Source organism: Janthinobacterium sp. PSPC3-1 (assembly GCF_049896105.1).
In the GTDB taxonomy this organism is placed as follows: Bacteria; Pseudomonadota; Gammaproteobacteria; order Burkholderiales; family Burkholderiaceae_D; genus Janthinobacterium.
In genome coordinates this window covers 103,070-115,790 of the sequence record NZ_JAFCTQ010000016.1, presented here as the reverse complement: position 1 = coordinate 115,790, position 12,721 = coordinate 103,070, and the positions used below count along the sequence as shown (strand labels likewise).

General features: G+C 63.4%; 11 protein-coding genes. 5 read left to right on the top strand and 6 right to left on the bottom strand.

Annotated features, from left to right (window positions below; all coding sequences use genetic code 11):
- The first annotated feature begins 78 nt into the window (after positions 1–78).
- The 3 genes from ACP7B7_RS17780 to ACP7B7_RS17770 are packed head-to-tail and all read left to right on the top strand — an operon-like array spanning position 79 to position 3,650.
- The gene (locus ACP7B7_RS17780) at positions 79–969 is read left to right on the top strand and encodes a branched-chain amino acid ABC transporter permease (RefSeq protein ID WP_308921614.1); all 891 of its coding nucleotides are present in this window, start codon (positions 79–81) and stop codon (positions 967–969) included.
- 7 nt (positions 970–976) lie between these two features.
- Complete coding sequence (locus ACP7B7_RS17775; RefSeq protein ID WP_426077514.1) at positions 977–2,917, top strand: ABC transporter permease subunit; 1,941 nt, start codon at positions 977–979, stop codon at positions 2,915–2,917.
- A gap of 10 nt (positions 2,918–2,927) precedes the next feature.
- The gene (locus ACP7B7_RS17770; protein WP_426077513.1) at positions 2,928–3,650 is read left to right on the top strand and encodes an ABC transporter ATP-binding protein; all 723 of its coding nucleotides are present in this window, start codon (positions 2,928–2,930) and stop codon (positions 3,648–3,650) included.
- Here the strand turns inward: ACP7B7_RS17770 and ACP7B7_RS17765 are convergent.
- Entirely contained in the window at positions 3,629–4,303 is a 675-nt protein-coding gene (locus tag ACP7B7_RS17765; protein ID WP_426077512.1) for a hypothetical protein, read from the bottom strand. The genes ACP7B7_RS17770 and ACP7B7_RS17765 overlap by 22 nt on opposite strands.
- Before the next feature lie 157 nt (positions 4,304–4,460).
- On the opposite strand from ACP7B7_RS17765, the gene ACP7B7_RS17760 reads away from it, so the two are divergent.
- The gene (locus ACP7B7_RS17760) at positions 4,461–6,590 is read left to right on the top strand and encodes a TonB-dependent receptor plug domain-containing protein (RefSeq protein WP_426077511.1); all 2,130 of its coding nucleotides are present in this window, start codon (positions 4,461–4,463) and stop codon (positions 6,588–6,590) included.
- A gap of 6 nt (positions 6,591–6,596) precedes the next feature.
- Here the strand turns inward: ACP7B7_RS17760 and ACP7B7_RS17755 are convergent, their stop codons facing one another.
- The 5 genes from ACP7B7_RS17755 to ACP7B7_RS17735 form a co-directional block, all read right to left on the bottom strand.
- Entirely contained in the window at positions 6,597–6,917 is a 321-nt protein-coding gene (locus ACP7B7_RS17755; RefSeq protein WP_426077510.1) for a DUF2288 domain-containing protein, read from the bottom strand.
- 196 nt (positions 6,918–7,113) lie between these two features.
- Entirely contained in the window at positions 7,114–7,812 is a 699-nt protein-coding gene (locus tag ACP7B7_RS17750; protein WP_374694194.1) for an RES family NAD+ phosphorylase, read from the bottom strand.
- A gap of 2 nt (positions 7,813–7,814) precedes the next feature.
- Positions 7,815–8,252 (bottom strand): MbcA/ParS/Xre antitoxin family protein, encoded by a 438-nt coding sequence (locus tag ACP7B7_RS17745; RefSeq protein WP_308921608.1) that lies wholly within the window; start codon positions 8,250–8,252, stop codon positions 7,815–7,817.
- A 269-nt stretch (positions 8,253–8,521) separates the two neighbouring features.
- Entirely contained in the window at positions 8,522–10,222 is a 1,701-nt protein-coding gene (gene recJ, locus ACP7B7_RS17740) for a single-stranded-DNA-specific exonuclease RecJ (RefSeq protein ID WP_308921607.1), read from the bottom strand.
- On the bottom strand, positions 10,219–11,271 hold the full coding sequence (locus ACP7B7_RS17735; RefSeq protein ID WP_308921606.1) for a hypothetical protein: 1,053 nt from the start codon (positions 11,269–11,271) through the stop codon (positions 10,219–10,221). The genes recJ and ACP7B7_RS17735 overlap by 4 nt, the downstream gene beginning before the upstream one ends.
- Before the next feature lie 170 nt (positions 11,272–11,441).
- On the opposite strand from ACP7B7_RS17735, the gene ACP7B7_RS17730 reads away from it, so the two are divergent.
- The gene (locus ACP7B7_RS17730) at positions 11,442–12,719 is read left to right on the top strand and encodes a lipoprotein-releasing ABC transporter permease subunit (RefSeq protein WP_308921605.1); all 1,278 of its coding nucleotides are present in this window, start codon (positions 11,442–11,444) and stop codon (positions 12,717–12,719) included.
- The last annotated feature ends 2 nt before the right edge of the window (positions 12,720–12,721 follow it).

Sequence of the window (12,721 nt, the reverse complement as noted above, 5' to 3'; positions counted from 1 at the left end):
TCTCCCGAGTGACTCAAGCCTGGCCATTCTTTTATCGTCCGTCGGCAGTGAGCTCCCTGCCGCCACACGGGGAATACCATGGAAATCTTCCTGCAGCTAGTCTTCAGCGGCGTAGCACTGGGCATGATTTACGCCGTCATCGCCTTTGGCTACCAACTCACCTTTGCCACTTCCGGCACGCTCAATTTCGGCCAGGGCGAATCCCTGATGCTGGGCGCGCTCGTCGGCCTGTCCCTGGTGGGCAGCATCCACGGCGGCCCCTACATGAGTTACCTGCTGATGATCCCCATCGTGATCGCCTTCGGCGCGCTGCAGGGCGTGTTCGTCGAGTGGATCGGCGTGCGCCCCGCGATCAAGATCAAGTCCGAATTCGGCTGGATCATGTCGACCATCGCGCTGGCCATCATCTTCAAGAATGTGGCGGAAAACATCTGGGGCAAGGATGACCTGATGTTTCCCTCGCCACTCAGTTCCGCGCCGTTCCAGCTATTTGGCGCCAATGTGCAGCAGATGCAGGTGGCCGTGATCATCGGCGCGCTGGCCATCATGCTGGCGGTCGAGCTGTTCAACCGCAAGTCGATCTACGGCAAGGCCGTGGTCGCCACCGCCAACGACCGCGACGCGGCCGGGCTGATGGGCATCAACACCGGCATGGTGATCACGTTTTCGTATGCGCTGTCGTCCGCCACGGCCGCGTTTGCCGGCGTGCTGGTCGCGCCCCTGACCCTGACCGGCGCCACCATGGGCGCCTCGCTGGGCCTGAAGGCGTTTGCGGTGGCGATTATCGGCGGCCTGACCTCGGGCGTGGGCGCCATCGTCGGCGGCCTGATCCTGGGCATTGCCGAGACCACCACCGGTTATTACATCTCCACCGGCTACAAGGAAGTGCCGGGCCTGCTGTTGCTGCTGCTGGTACTGGCCATCAAGCCGTCCGGCCTGTTCGGCAAAGCCGCGATCAAGAAAGTCTGAGGGAACCATGAACAAACTCACCAAGCTGGCGCTGTGCGCGGCGGGATTGGCCGTGCTCGCGCTGTTCCCGGTCGTTATCCCGAATCCCTACTATATCCACCTGGCCGAAACCATATTGATCTACGCCATTCTGCTGTTCGGCCTCGATATCGTGGTCGGCTACACGGGCCAGGTGTCGCTGGGCCACGCCGGCCTGTTCGGCATCGGCTCGTACGCCACCGGCGTGCTGGTGTTCAAGCTGGGCCTGCCGTTCTGGCTGGCCATGCCCGCCAGCATCGTGGGTGCGGCCGTGTTCGGCGCCATCCTGGCCCTGCCGGCCCTGCGCGTGACCGGGCCCTACCTGGCGATGGTGACTCTGGCCTTCGGCACCATCGTGCAAATCCTGATCAATGAAATGAGCTTCCTGACGGAAGGCCCGATGGGCATCAAGATCCACAAGCCGTCGATGTTCGGCCATAAACTGTCCGAGGTCGAGTACTACTATATGGTGGCGGCGCTGATGGTGATCTCGCTGATCGTCGTGCACCGCATCCTGAAATCGAACCTGGGGCGCGCCTTCGAGGCGCTGCGCGACAGCCCGATCGCCTCCGACTGCATGGGCGTGTCGGTGTACCGCTACAAGGTGTATGCCTTCGTGATCAGCGCCGGTTTCGCCGGCCTGGCCGGCAGTCTGTATGCGTATTCGGAAGAATATATCTCGCCCAATACCTACAACTTCGAGCTGACCATTCTGTTCCTGCTGGCCGTGATCATGGGCGGGCGCAAGACGCGCTCCGGTTCGCTGATCGGCGCGCTGATCGTCGTGATGCTGCCCAGCCTGCTGTCGGATATCGAACTGTTCCGCAAGATTGCGGTGGCCGCCGCCGTGCTGGGCGTGATTGGTTCAGCCTTCATGCTGGCCAGGAAACGCACCACCGTGCGCGGCGTGATCGTGCCGGTGATCGCCACCATCGGCCTGGCCGCGTTTTCCTACAAGCTCGACAACATGGTCGACTGGCGGCTGACCATCTTCGGCCTGATGACCCTGTTCGTCGTGTACTACTTGCAGGACGGCATCGTCGGCTTTTTGATGAGCTTTGTCGGCAAGGGGCGGCGCCATGTGCAAGCGGTGGCTGCCAGTGGCGTGGCGCCGTTCGACCATGCCCAGGGTGGACAGCAGGGTGCCACCTTGCTGCGGGTCGACCAGGCGCTGATGCAGTTCGGCGGCCTGAAAGCGCTGAACCAGGTTGACCTGAACGTCACGCAAGGCTCCGTCCACGGCCTGATCGGTCCCAACGGCTCGGGCAAGAGCACCATGATGAATGTGCTGACCGGCATCTACAAGCCGACCGCCGGCAAGGTGGAATTCGCCGGCGCCGTGATTTCGGGCCGTACGCCGTCCGAAATTGCCTTGGGCGGCGTGGCGCGCACTTTCCAGAACGTGCAGCTGTTCGGCGAAATGACGGCCACCGAAAACGTGCTGGTGGGCCTGCACAACACCTTTCATTCGAACGTGCTGGACGTGATGCTGCAGACGCCGCGCTACAGGCGTGAGGAAAAGGCGGCGCGCGCGCGGGCCGCCAGCATCCTGGAATTCGTCGGCCTGGCGGACCTGGCCAATGAGGGGGCGCGCAACCTGCCGTACGGCAAGCAGCGGCTGCTGGAAATCGGCCGCGCGCTGGGGCTCAATCCGCGCCTGCTGCTGCTCGACGAGCCGGCCGCCGGACTCACCGCGCCCGATATCAAGGAGCTGATGGCAATCATCCGCAAGATCCGCGAGCACGGCATCACCATTATCCTGATCGAGCACCATATGGACGTGGTGATGGCCTTGTCCGACGTGGTGACCGTGCTGGACTTCGGCCAGAAGATTGCCGAAGGCATCCCGAGCGCGGTGCAAAGCGATCCGAAAGTGATCGAAGCCTACCTGGGCGGCAGCGACGAAACCCTGGCGCCTGTGGCGCACTGAGAGGAACACCATGCTGACCATCAATAACCTGCACGCCGCCTACGGCAAAGTCGAAGTCCTGCACGGCATTTCGCTGGAGGTGCCGAAGGGCAAGCTGGTGACCCTGATCGGCTCGAACGGCGCCGGCAAGACCACCACCATGCGCGCCATTTCCGGCATGATCAAGCCCAAATCGGGCAGCGTCACCCTGGGCGGCAAGGACGTGACGGGCCTCGACTCGCACAAGATCGCCCGCGCCGGACTGGCCCATTCGCCGGAAGGGCGGCGCGTGTTCGCCTCGATGTCGGTCACCGACAACCTGCTGCTGGGCGCGTTTCCCCGCTTTACGCGGGCGCGTCCCAAGGGCGATATCAAGCGCGACCTGGAAAAGGCGCTGGAACTGTTTCCGCGCCTGAAAGAACGCCAGCACCAGCTGGCCGGCACCCTGTCTGGCGGCGAGCAGCAGATGCTGGCGATGGCGCGCGCCGTGATGCTGAACCCGGAAGTGATTCTGCTGGATGAACCGTCGATGGGTCTGGCGCCCATCCTGGTCGAGGAGGTGTTCCGCATTATCACCCGCCTGAAGAGCGAGGGCGTGACCATGCTGCTGGTGGAACAGTTCGCCGCCGCCGCGCTGAACGTGGCCGATTACGGCTATGTGCTGGAAAACGGCAGCATTTCCGTGCACGGGCCGGCCGAGAGCCTGAAAACCGATCCGAAGGTGATTGCGGCCTACCTGGGCGGCGGGCACTGAGCGAACATTTGTTCGAAACGCGCATCGGGTGCGTGCAACAGCAGCACGCACTTCAGCGAAGGGGCGGGATCAAGGAACAGGGTGTAACCGTTGCCGAAAATTCCTTGTTCCGCCAGGATGCGGGTCCATCTGACCATGCTGGACGCCCTGGTGATGCGCGTATAGGTGACCTGCCTGCCGTCAAAATCGTATTGCGCTTCGAACGGCGCCAGCGCCCGCGCGCTTTTCAGCTGTTTGTTGACGATGCGCCGCGCGATCGCTCGCCATAGTTTTTCCCACGGCTGCCGTTGCCAGACGATCACGCGCGGCAGCAGCACCAGCAGGGCCAGAATCACGCCGAAGAACCCCAGAAAAATGATATCGAGCCGATGGCCGCGCAGAACCAGGCCGCCACGCGCTGCAAAGGCCAGTGCGATCAACAGGCCAAGCCCGCTGGCCCATACGGTCAAGGCGTGCAGCCTGGGCGACCGCGCAAACGCCTCGTGCATCTGCCGCTCGCTGGCCTGCAGCCGTTGCTCGACGCCGCCGCGCACCCGGTTCGCCAGCAGCCTGGCGAGGAACACCTCTTCCAGCTCGGGCGCCATGCGTTCGAGGGCGGCCGCGTCGATCAGCGTGCGCAGTTGTAGAGTTGGAATATCCGGTTTGGTTTGCATGCGAAATCAGTTGCTTATCAGTGAGTTTCTGCCATGTTAGCCGATAGGCCACACATTTTGAATACACTGTCCGCCAGCAAGCTCGAATAACAAGCTGGCTTAGTCTTGTCAAATCCTCTACACTGCGCGCTCCCTCACGTCGTGTAGAACAGGCCTTATGCGCAGCAACTTCAGGTATTGCCCCCTAGCGTTATTGCTGCTCTCCGGCATGGCTTGCGCCGACGATAACGCGCTGCAAAAAGTGGAAGTGTCCGCCGCCAGCGGCACGGCGCAGCGCGAAGCCGATACGGCGGCCAAAATCATTATCGGCCGCGATGATATCGGCCAGTATGGCGACAACAATCTCGCCGCTGTCCTGAAACGCCAGCCGGGCGTATCGGTCGTCGGCAATGAAGTGCGCATGCGGGGCTTGGGCGCCGGCTATACGCAGATCCTGATCAATGGCGACCCGGCGCCACCCGGCTTTTCCATCGAGGCTATGGCGCCCGAGATGATCGAGCGCATCGAGATCATGCGCAGCGCGACGGCCGAATACAGCATGCAGGCGGTGGCCGGCAGCATCAATCTGGTATTGCGCAAGGGCGCCAGCCGCACCGAGCGCGAGTGGAAGCTGGGCACCGGCCGGGTCGATGATCGCTGGAACCCGTCCGCCTCGCTGCGCCTGGCCGACAAGTCGCCCGGGTTTGCGTATGCGGTCACTAGCGCGCTGGACCGCACGGCGGACGATACCTCACCCTTGACGACCGAGCGCGCGGTTGGTCCACAGGGCGAAGTGCTGGCCTTGCGCCGCATGCAGTCGCGCAATGCCTCTTTCGTCAACAAGGCCAGCCTCACGCCGCGCCTGAACTGGACGCTGGATAATGGCGACACGCTTACCTGGCTGAGTTTGCTGGACTGGTATCGCACCGGTTTCGACGGCGCCTCGTTTGAAACCGTAACGCAGGGGCCAGCAAGCGACTATCCACGCAACCGCATCACGTCGCAGGCGCGCATTTTTTCGGCGCGCAGCGATATCAGCTGGGTGCATGCGTTCGGCGCGGCCGGCAAGCTGACAAGCAAGCTGGGCGTGAACCACAACCGGCGCGACACGGACTACGCCTTTCACGGCAATGGCGGTGATAATGCGCCGCTGCTGCTGCGCGCCGTGGTGTCCGACGCCATCGATGACAGCGTGACGAGCACCGGCAAATACCTGGCACGCCTGGCGGCAGGCCATGCCTTGAGCGTGGGCTGGGATGGCAGCGCGATCCGCCGCAGCGAAGCACGCCGCCAGCGCGACACCTTCTTTGATAGCACGCCACCGTATGCGCTCGACGAGGACTATACGGCCGACGTGGCTCGGCTGGCCGTGTTTGCGCAGGATGAGTGGGAGATGACGACGCAGGTACAAATGTATGCGGGCGTGCGCTGGGAAGGGCTGCGCACCGCCACCGCAGGGCGCACCTTGCGCGAAGTACAAACGCGCTCCAGCGTCTGGAGTCCGGTGGCGCAGCTGCTGTGGAAGCTGCCCGGCACCGCGCGCGACCAGTTGCGCCTGGCGCTGGCGCGCACCTACAAGGCGCCCACCACGCGCAGCCTGGTGCCGCGCCGCTATACCGTCAACAATGCCAACAGCGCCACCAATCCGGATTTCCAGGGCAACCCCGCCTTGCGCCCGGAACTGGCGTGGGGGCTCGACGTGGCCTATGAACATTATTTTGGCAAGAGCGGCGTGGCCAGCATGTCGGCGTTCGCGCGGCGTATCGGCGACGTCACTGTGCAGTATCTGTATTTACAGGATGGTGTATGGATCACCAGCCCCTTCAACAACGGCGTGGCGCAGGTGCGCGGCATCGAGATGGACCTGAAGTTTCCCTTGCGTACCTGGTTTGTCGGCGCGCCCGAGATCGACCTTCGCGCCAATGCCGCGCGCAACTGGTCGACGGTCGAGGCGGTGCCGGGACCGGGCAACCGCCTGGCCAGCCAGGTGCCGGCCACCCTGAACCTGGGAGTGGACTACCGCCTGTCGGCCCTGGCGAGCGTGGGCGGCAATGTGCATCTGCAAACGGGTGGCTGGGCGCGGCAGGATGCGCAGGCCGGCAGTTACACCGGTGTGCGCCGCACCTTGGACGCCTACGCCCTGTGGCAGCCCGATGGCAAGACGCGCCTACGGCTGTCGCTGGCCAATCTGCTGCATCAGCGGCAAACGCAGGGCTTGTCGTATGCCGATGAGGAAGGTCGCCGCGACAGCATGACCGCCACGCCGGGTAGCTCATCGCTGCGGCTGATGCTGGAGCACAGCTTGTAGCGCAGGTCAGTGCTTGGTGGGCTTGTCCTGCTGCACCAGGATAAACGGGCTGACCACCACCGCCCACAGCGAGGCATTGGCCGCCTGCCAGTCCAGCGCCTGCTGGTCCGATACCTTGGCCAGCTGGCCATCGGCCATCCATTGCGTGATGGTCGATTTGTCGTCGTGCGAGATGCGCACGGCGACCTCGACCAGGTCGAGCTCATTGGCGATCCACACCACATTGCCTTGCGCGAAATGCTTTTCCAGCTCGCGCCAGGGCAGGCGGGCCGTTTCGCTGTTCACTTTGAGGCGCAGGTCGGTGTCTTTTTCAGGGTTGGTTTGCATGCGAATAATCTGTTTGATAGGGAAGATGCCTGGCCGCTAAGTAATCGTCAGGAAATTATTGTGAAGTTATGACGAACAGAACCGGATGCTATGCAAGGCGCCAACTGCGACGCAGTGCGAGCACTGCTAGCAGTTGGCAACACAGCAGAGCGCCGGTTATGGAAGTCAGAAATCACAAGAATTTATTGGGGGTTACTTAAAGCGTTTCGACATTTGGCACGGGCGTACCCCGCCATGTTAACCGATAGGCCGCGCCTTTGCGAACATTGCCCACCAGGGCGGGGCGAAAGCAGGCCAGGTTGGTGCCCTCGGCGCGCCGCGTGCTGGGAAAGATCACGCCCATCGATCCCGCGTCGAGCAGGGTGGCCGCCAGTTCCTGCGAGGCGATATAGCTGACCGGGTCCAGGCAAGCCTCGAAACGGGGCTGGCCGCGCAGGTCGTGAAAGGTGGCGGAAAAGTCCGCCAGCAGCGACTGGTAGCTGACGCTGTCGGTGAAGTAATCGATCTCCTGGTACTCCACCGTCTTGTGGAAGATGATCTCGGCCAGCGCCGTTTCCATGTCAAAGGCGCAATACCACGCGCCTCGTTCGCCATCGTTGAAACGCGCCCCTTCCGGCCGCGCATAGGTGTAGGCGGCGTTGATGATGCGGAAATGGGGTACGCCAAAAACCAGCTCGTCCACGCCAATTCCTGGCGTGCCACCGTACTCGGCGATGAGGCGCGCATTGGTGGCGTTGTCGAGTTCGAACAGCTGGGCCAGGTGGTCGTCGTTGTCGGCCAGCGGCGCCAGCACGGAGTCTTCCATGTCGGCAAAGCGCGAGGGGATCAGGCGGCAGGTATCGATCTGCCGAAGCGCCGAGCGCGGCGGCAGGCCGTCAGGCAGCAGGCGCGTCACGCTTACAACCCGCCGCGCCGCGCGTCGAGCAGCTTCCTGACCGTCTGCATCGCCAGCAGGCCACCGGCCAGCATCTGGGACAGGGGCGTGCGCCCGCCAAAGATGGCGTTCTTGTTCGGCAGGTTGACCCATTCATCGGCAAGCTGGTCGCCGTAAAGAATATGTAGCGCCTTGTAGATACCGAGCAGATAGGAAATGCGCGTGATGCGATCCACTTCCAGCACCCGGTCCGGATTCTTTTTCCACTCGTACCAGGCGCTGCTCGACAAACCGCCCAGCAATTCGCGTGCATCGTCGTCGCGCAGTTTCCAGGCGGTGGCCAGCTTGAAAAACCCTTTCAGCGCCGCCTGCGACAAGCGCTCGCGCTCGGCCCTGGCGTTCAGGTCGACAAGGACAGCCGGTTCAAAGCGGCTCTTCGGATAAGCATAGGCAAGATTCATGATCGCTCCTTATATGGATTAATATTACTCCATTTTTGGAAAATTAACAGGGCGCGTGGCAATGGTGTGCGGCGTGCTGCTGCAATTGGGGCGGTCAGGGCATGGGGCTGGCTATGGGAACCTCCCGAGCCGCCACCGACTTCGCCTTCACAACGATGGTGCCTGCCATGAATCTTGCTGGCCGCGACTTACTTGATTGATACACCTTTACTCAGGGGAAATGTTGGCTATCGAAACAGGGATTGAGATGCGGCAATAATCTGCGGCTATCACGCCGGCTCCGCATGCTCCACCATCAGTTGCACCTTGGTCGTGCCATTGTATTCATTCGCGTCGAGCCGGAACGCCACCCGCGTGCGTTCACCGAGCGCATCCGTATGCCCGAACCAGATCGCATCGAAGCGCACGCCGTTCTTTTCCAGCAGCAGTTTCAGGTGGCGTTCCTTCAGAATACGCTGGCTGACGACGCGGAATTCATCGCAGAACACGGGCGGCGCAAAGCCCTGGCCCCATACCTGGCCGTCCATCAGCTCGATAAAGGCGGTGGTGTAGTAGGCGTCTTCCAGCGGGCCGTCCGTTTCCACCACTCTTTCCAGCTGCTGCTGGCTCAGCCAGGCTTGTCCCACCGCTTCGAATGCCTGCGAAAAGGCGTCAAAGGCGTCGGCGCGGATGGTGAGGCCGGCCGCCATCGCGTGGCCGCCGAACTTGTCGATCAGGCTGGGGGCGCGTTTCGAGACCAGGTCGAGCGCGTCGCGCAAATGAAAACCGGGGATCGACCGTCCGGAACCCTTGATCCAGCCGTCGGCGCCCGGTGCGAAGGTAATCGTCGGGCGGTAGAATTTTTCCTTCAGGCGCGAGGCCACGATGCCGATCACGCCCTGATGCCAGGACTCGTCGAACACGCTGATGGTGCTGCTGTTGGCCGGCTCGAAATGATCGAGGTGCAGCAGGGCCGTATCCTGCATTTCCGCCTCGATCTCGCGCCGTTTCAGGTTGATGTCGTTCAATTGCTGGGCCAGCGCCCAGGCGCGGCCTTCGTCGTCGGTGATCAGGCATTCGATGCCGAGCGACATGTCCTGCAGGCGCCCGGCCGCATTCAGGCGCGGCCCCAGCGCAAAACCCAGGTCGAATGGCGTGGCGCTGCGCGCTTCGCGGCCGGCCACGCGGAACAGGGCAGCCACGCCCGTGTGCATATTGCCCTTGCGCATGCGCTTGAGGCCCTGCGCCACCAGGATGCGGTTGTTGGTGTCGAGGCGCACCACATCGGCCACGGTGCCCAGCGCCACCAGGTCGAGCAGATTGTCCAGCTTGGGTTGCGGCTGCGTCTCGTAGGCGCCGCGCCGGCGCATTTCCGCGCGCAAGGCCAGCAAGACGTAAAACATGACGCCCACGCCGGCCAGGTGCTTCGACGGAAAGCCGCAGGCGGGCTGGTTCGGGTTGACGATGACGGCCGCGTCGGGCAGGGTGTCGGCCGGCAAGTGATGGTCGGTGACCACCACTTGGATGCCGCGCCGGTTCGCTTCGGCCACGCCGTCGATGCTGGCGATGCCGTTGTCGACCGTAATGATGATGTCCGGGGACTTTTCGCGCGCCGTCAGCTCGACGATCTCGGGTGTCAGGCCATAGCCGTATTCAAAACGGTTCGGCACGATAAAGTCGACATTCGCCCCCATCGCGCGCAAGCCGCGCAGGGCCACGGCGCAGGCGGTGGCGCCGTCGCAATCGTAGTCGGCGACGATCACCAGGCGTTTGTTGGCGGCAATCGCATCGGCCAGGAATACGCCTGCCGCATCGACGTGCAGCAGGCCGGCTGGCGGAATCAGGTCTTTCGCCTCAATCGACAGTTCGGCCGCATTGGACAGGCCGCGCGACGCGTACAACCGGGCCAGCACGGGGTGAATGCCGCCCTGGCGCAGCAGTTCGGATTCGCGGTACGGACAGGGGCGGGTGGCGATACGGGTGCGTGTCATGATGAGCTCAATGTGTTCAGGGTGTGGGCGCGCCAGAATTTGCGCTGCGCATTCTTGCTGGTGGCGCAGTCCAGCCAGGCGTCGCGGTGGCTCAGCACCAGGCGCAACTGGCCCAGGCGGCCTTCCTTGATGGCCGCCAGCAGCGGCGCAAACCAGTGCTGCTCCAGTTCCTGCAGCTGCGCCAGCCAGGTGCCCCAGTCCTGCGCCATGGCCGATTCGACCAGGCCGGCATACACCACCAGCGCATCGGACTGGCCGGCGATGATGCTGGCCGGGGCGGCATCGCGCCGCGACGGTTCGGCCAGCGCCGACAGCCAGCCGGGCGCGGCGCTCACATGCAGGGCGTCGGCGCAGGCAGGCGCTCTGGCCTTGGCGTCGTTCGCGCCCCACAACCAGTAGCCATTGATGGTTTTCAGGCCGCGCGCCTCGCGCGCGGCGTTGACCGGGTGTTCATGCCACAGCATCTGCACTTCATTTTGCAGCCGGCGCGAGGCGCGCGCATGCTCGCCCTCGGGCATCCAGTCGGCCAGGTTCTGGCTGGCGGCCGCGTCCGGTGATGCGCAGCGCAGATCGGTCCAGCCATCGGCGCGCATGAACCAGGTATGGGCGTCGCCGTAATACAGGGGCTGGCCCAGCTCGTCGAAATAGGGCCGGGCCAGCTCGAACAGGGTGCGGCTGTCGGCCTCGCTCAGTTGCAGCTGGCGCAAGTCGTCCATCGTCAGGTGCTTGCGCGTAATTTCAATATGCACGGGGTGGATCAGGAAATAGCGCGCACCAGGCTCCGGCGTCAGGCCAAAGCCGCGCATGGCCGCCGCCGCAAACGGTGCCGCGGCGTCATCGCTGCCGGCCGGCGGCGCCAGTTCGAGCGCATGCGCCAGCCAGGCTTCGTGCGGCAGCAAGCGGGTGGTGCCGTCAAACTCATGCAAGGTGGAGGTCGACGTGCGCGATATCAGCGCCGCCAGCGCCGGAGTCTGCAGCGCCTTGATCAGGTCGCCGGCCAGCGCTGAATGCGGCAGGGCATAGGGAAGAACGAGGGTAAGTTGATTCATGCCGAGATTGTAGGCCATTGTGGCCAGGTGCGAACAGGATACGGCGCCTTCCGTGGGATCTTGCCTATCTATCTGACGCCAGCGTGGCGTGTTTCACGCATGAAATGATGATTATGTGGCACACTGCGCGCTCGCCTATCATCGTTGTCGCGGGAGCGCATAAGTATCAAATGAGCATCATCAAACAATTTCCTTACGAGTGGCAGGTCGGCGTGCGCTACACGCGCGCCGGCAAACGCAGCGGTCGTAACAGTTTCATTTCCTTTATCTCCATGATTTCCGTGGCCGGCATCGCGCTGGGCGTGGCGGCGCTGATCGTCGTGCTGTCCGTCATGAACGGCTTCCAGAAGGAAGTCACCGACCGCCTGATGTCGGTGCTGGCCCACGTGGAAGTGTTCGACACGCGCGGCGCCATGCCGAACTGGCAGGAGCAGGAAAAGGCCGCCTACGCCAACCCGCAAGTCAAGGCCGTCGCACCGTTCGTGGAAACCCAGGGCATGCTGCTCAACGACGAAACCATGCGCCCGTCCGTGGTGCGTGGCGTGCTGCCGCAGCAGGAAGCCAAGGTCTCCAGCGTGGCAGGGCAGATGAAAGAGGGCCAGTTCGCGTCCCTGACGCCGGACTCCTACCATATCGTGCTGGGCATCGACCTGGCCAAGGCGCTGGGCGTCACGGTGGGCCAGAACGTGACCCTGATGCTGGAACGCGAACCGCGCGCCGGCGATTCCCTCAACAGCATGGTCATGCCGCGCATGCGGGCGCTGAAGGTCTCGGGCATTTTTGAGGCGGGCCACAATGAACTCGACGCCAGCCTGGCGTTTGTCAACATGCAGGACGCCGAACAGCTGCTGATGCTCGACGGCCCGTCCGGCCTGCGTCTGCGCCTGCATGACATGAACCAGGCGCCGCAGGTGGCGCGGGAACTCAAGGCCTCGATGCCGGGCGAATTGTGGATGCGCGACTGGTCGCGCGCCAGTGCCAGCTGGTACGCGCTGGTGCAAAGCCAGAAGAACATGATGTTCATTATTCTCAGCATGATCATCGCGGTGGCCGCCTTCAACCTGGTCTCGACCCTGGTGATGTCGGTCACCGACAAGCAGGCCGATATCGCGATCCTGCGCACCCTGGGCGCCTCGCCGTTTTCCATCATGAAGATCTTCATGATCCAGGGTGCGCTGGTGGGCCTCTTGGGCAGCGCCCTGGGCGTGGCCGGCGGCGTGCTGCTGGCGCTGAACGTGGGCGTGATCGTGCCCTTTATCGAAGGCATTTTCGGCCTGCACTTCATCTCGAAAGAGATCTACCAGATCAGCGCCGTGCCGTCCGACCTGCACTGGCTGGACGTGGCGCAGATCGGCCTGATCGCCTTTGGCCTGGCGCTGGTGGCGACCATCTATCCGAGCTGGCGCGCGGCGCGCGTGAAGCCGGCCGAAGCGCTGCGCTACGAGTAAAA

What these genes read in the sequence shown, in the direction of transcription:
- ACP7B7_RS17780 (WP_308921614.1), top strand. Translation starts at nt 79, where the DNA reads ATGGAAATCTTCCTGCAGCTAGTCTTCAGCGGCGTAGCACTGGGCATG.
- ACP7B7_RS17775 (WP_426077514.1), top strand. Translation starts at nt 977, where the DNA reads ATGAACAAACTCACCAAGCTGGCGCTGTGCGCGGCGGGATTGGCCGTG.
- ACP7B7_RS17770 (WP_426077513.1), top strand. Translation starts at nt 2,928, where the DNA reads ATGCTGACCATCAATAACCTGCACGCCGCCTACGGCAAAGTCGAAGTC.
- ACP7B7_RS17765 (WP_426077512.1), bottom strand. Translation starts at nt 4,303, where the DNA reads ATGCAAACCAAACCGGATATTCCAACTCTACAACTGCGCACGCTGATC.
- ACP7B7_RS17760 (WP_426077511.1), top strand. Translation starts at nt 4,461, where the DNA reads ATGCGCAGCAACTTCAGGTATTGCCCCCTAGCGTTATTGCTGCTCTCC.
- ACP7B7_RS17755 (WP_426077510.1), bottom strand. Translation starts at nt 6,917, where the DNA reads ATGCAAACCAACCCTGAAAAAGACACCGACCTGCGCCTCAAAGTGAAC.
- ACP7B7_RS17745 (WP_308921608.1), bottom strand. Translation starts at nt 8,252, where the DNA reads ATGAATCTTGCCTATGCTTATCCGAAGAGCCGCTTTGAACCGGCTGTC.
- recJ (WP_308921607.1), bottom strand. Translation starts at nt 10,222, where the DNA reads ATGACACGCACCCGTATCGCCACCCGCCCCTGTCCGTACCGCGAATCC.
- ACP7B7_RS17735 (WP_308921606.1), bottom strand. Translation starts at nt 11,271, where the DNA reads ATGAATCAACTTACCCTCGTTCTTCCCTATGCCCTGCCGCATTCAGCG.
- ACP7B7_RS17730 (WP_308921605.1), top strand. Translation starts at nt 11,442, where the DNA reads ATGAGCATCATCAAACAATTTCCTTACGAGTGGCAGGTCGGCGTGCGC.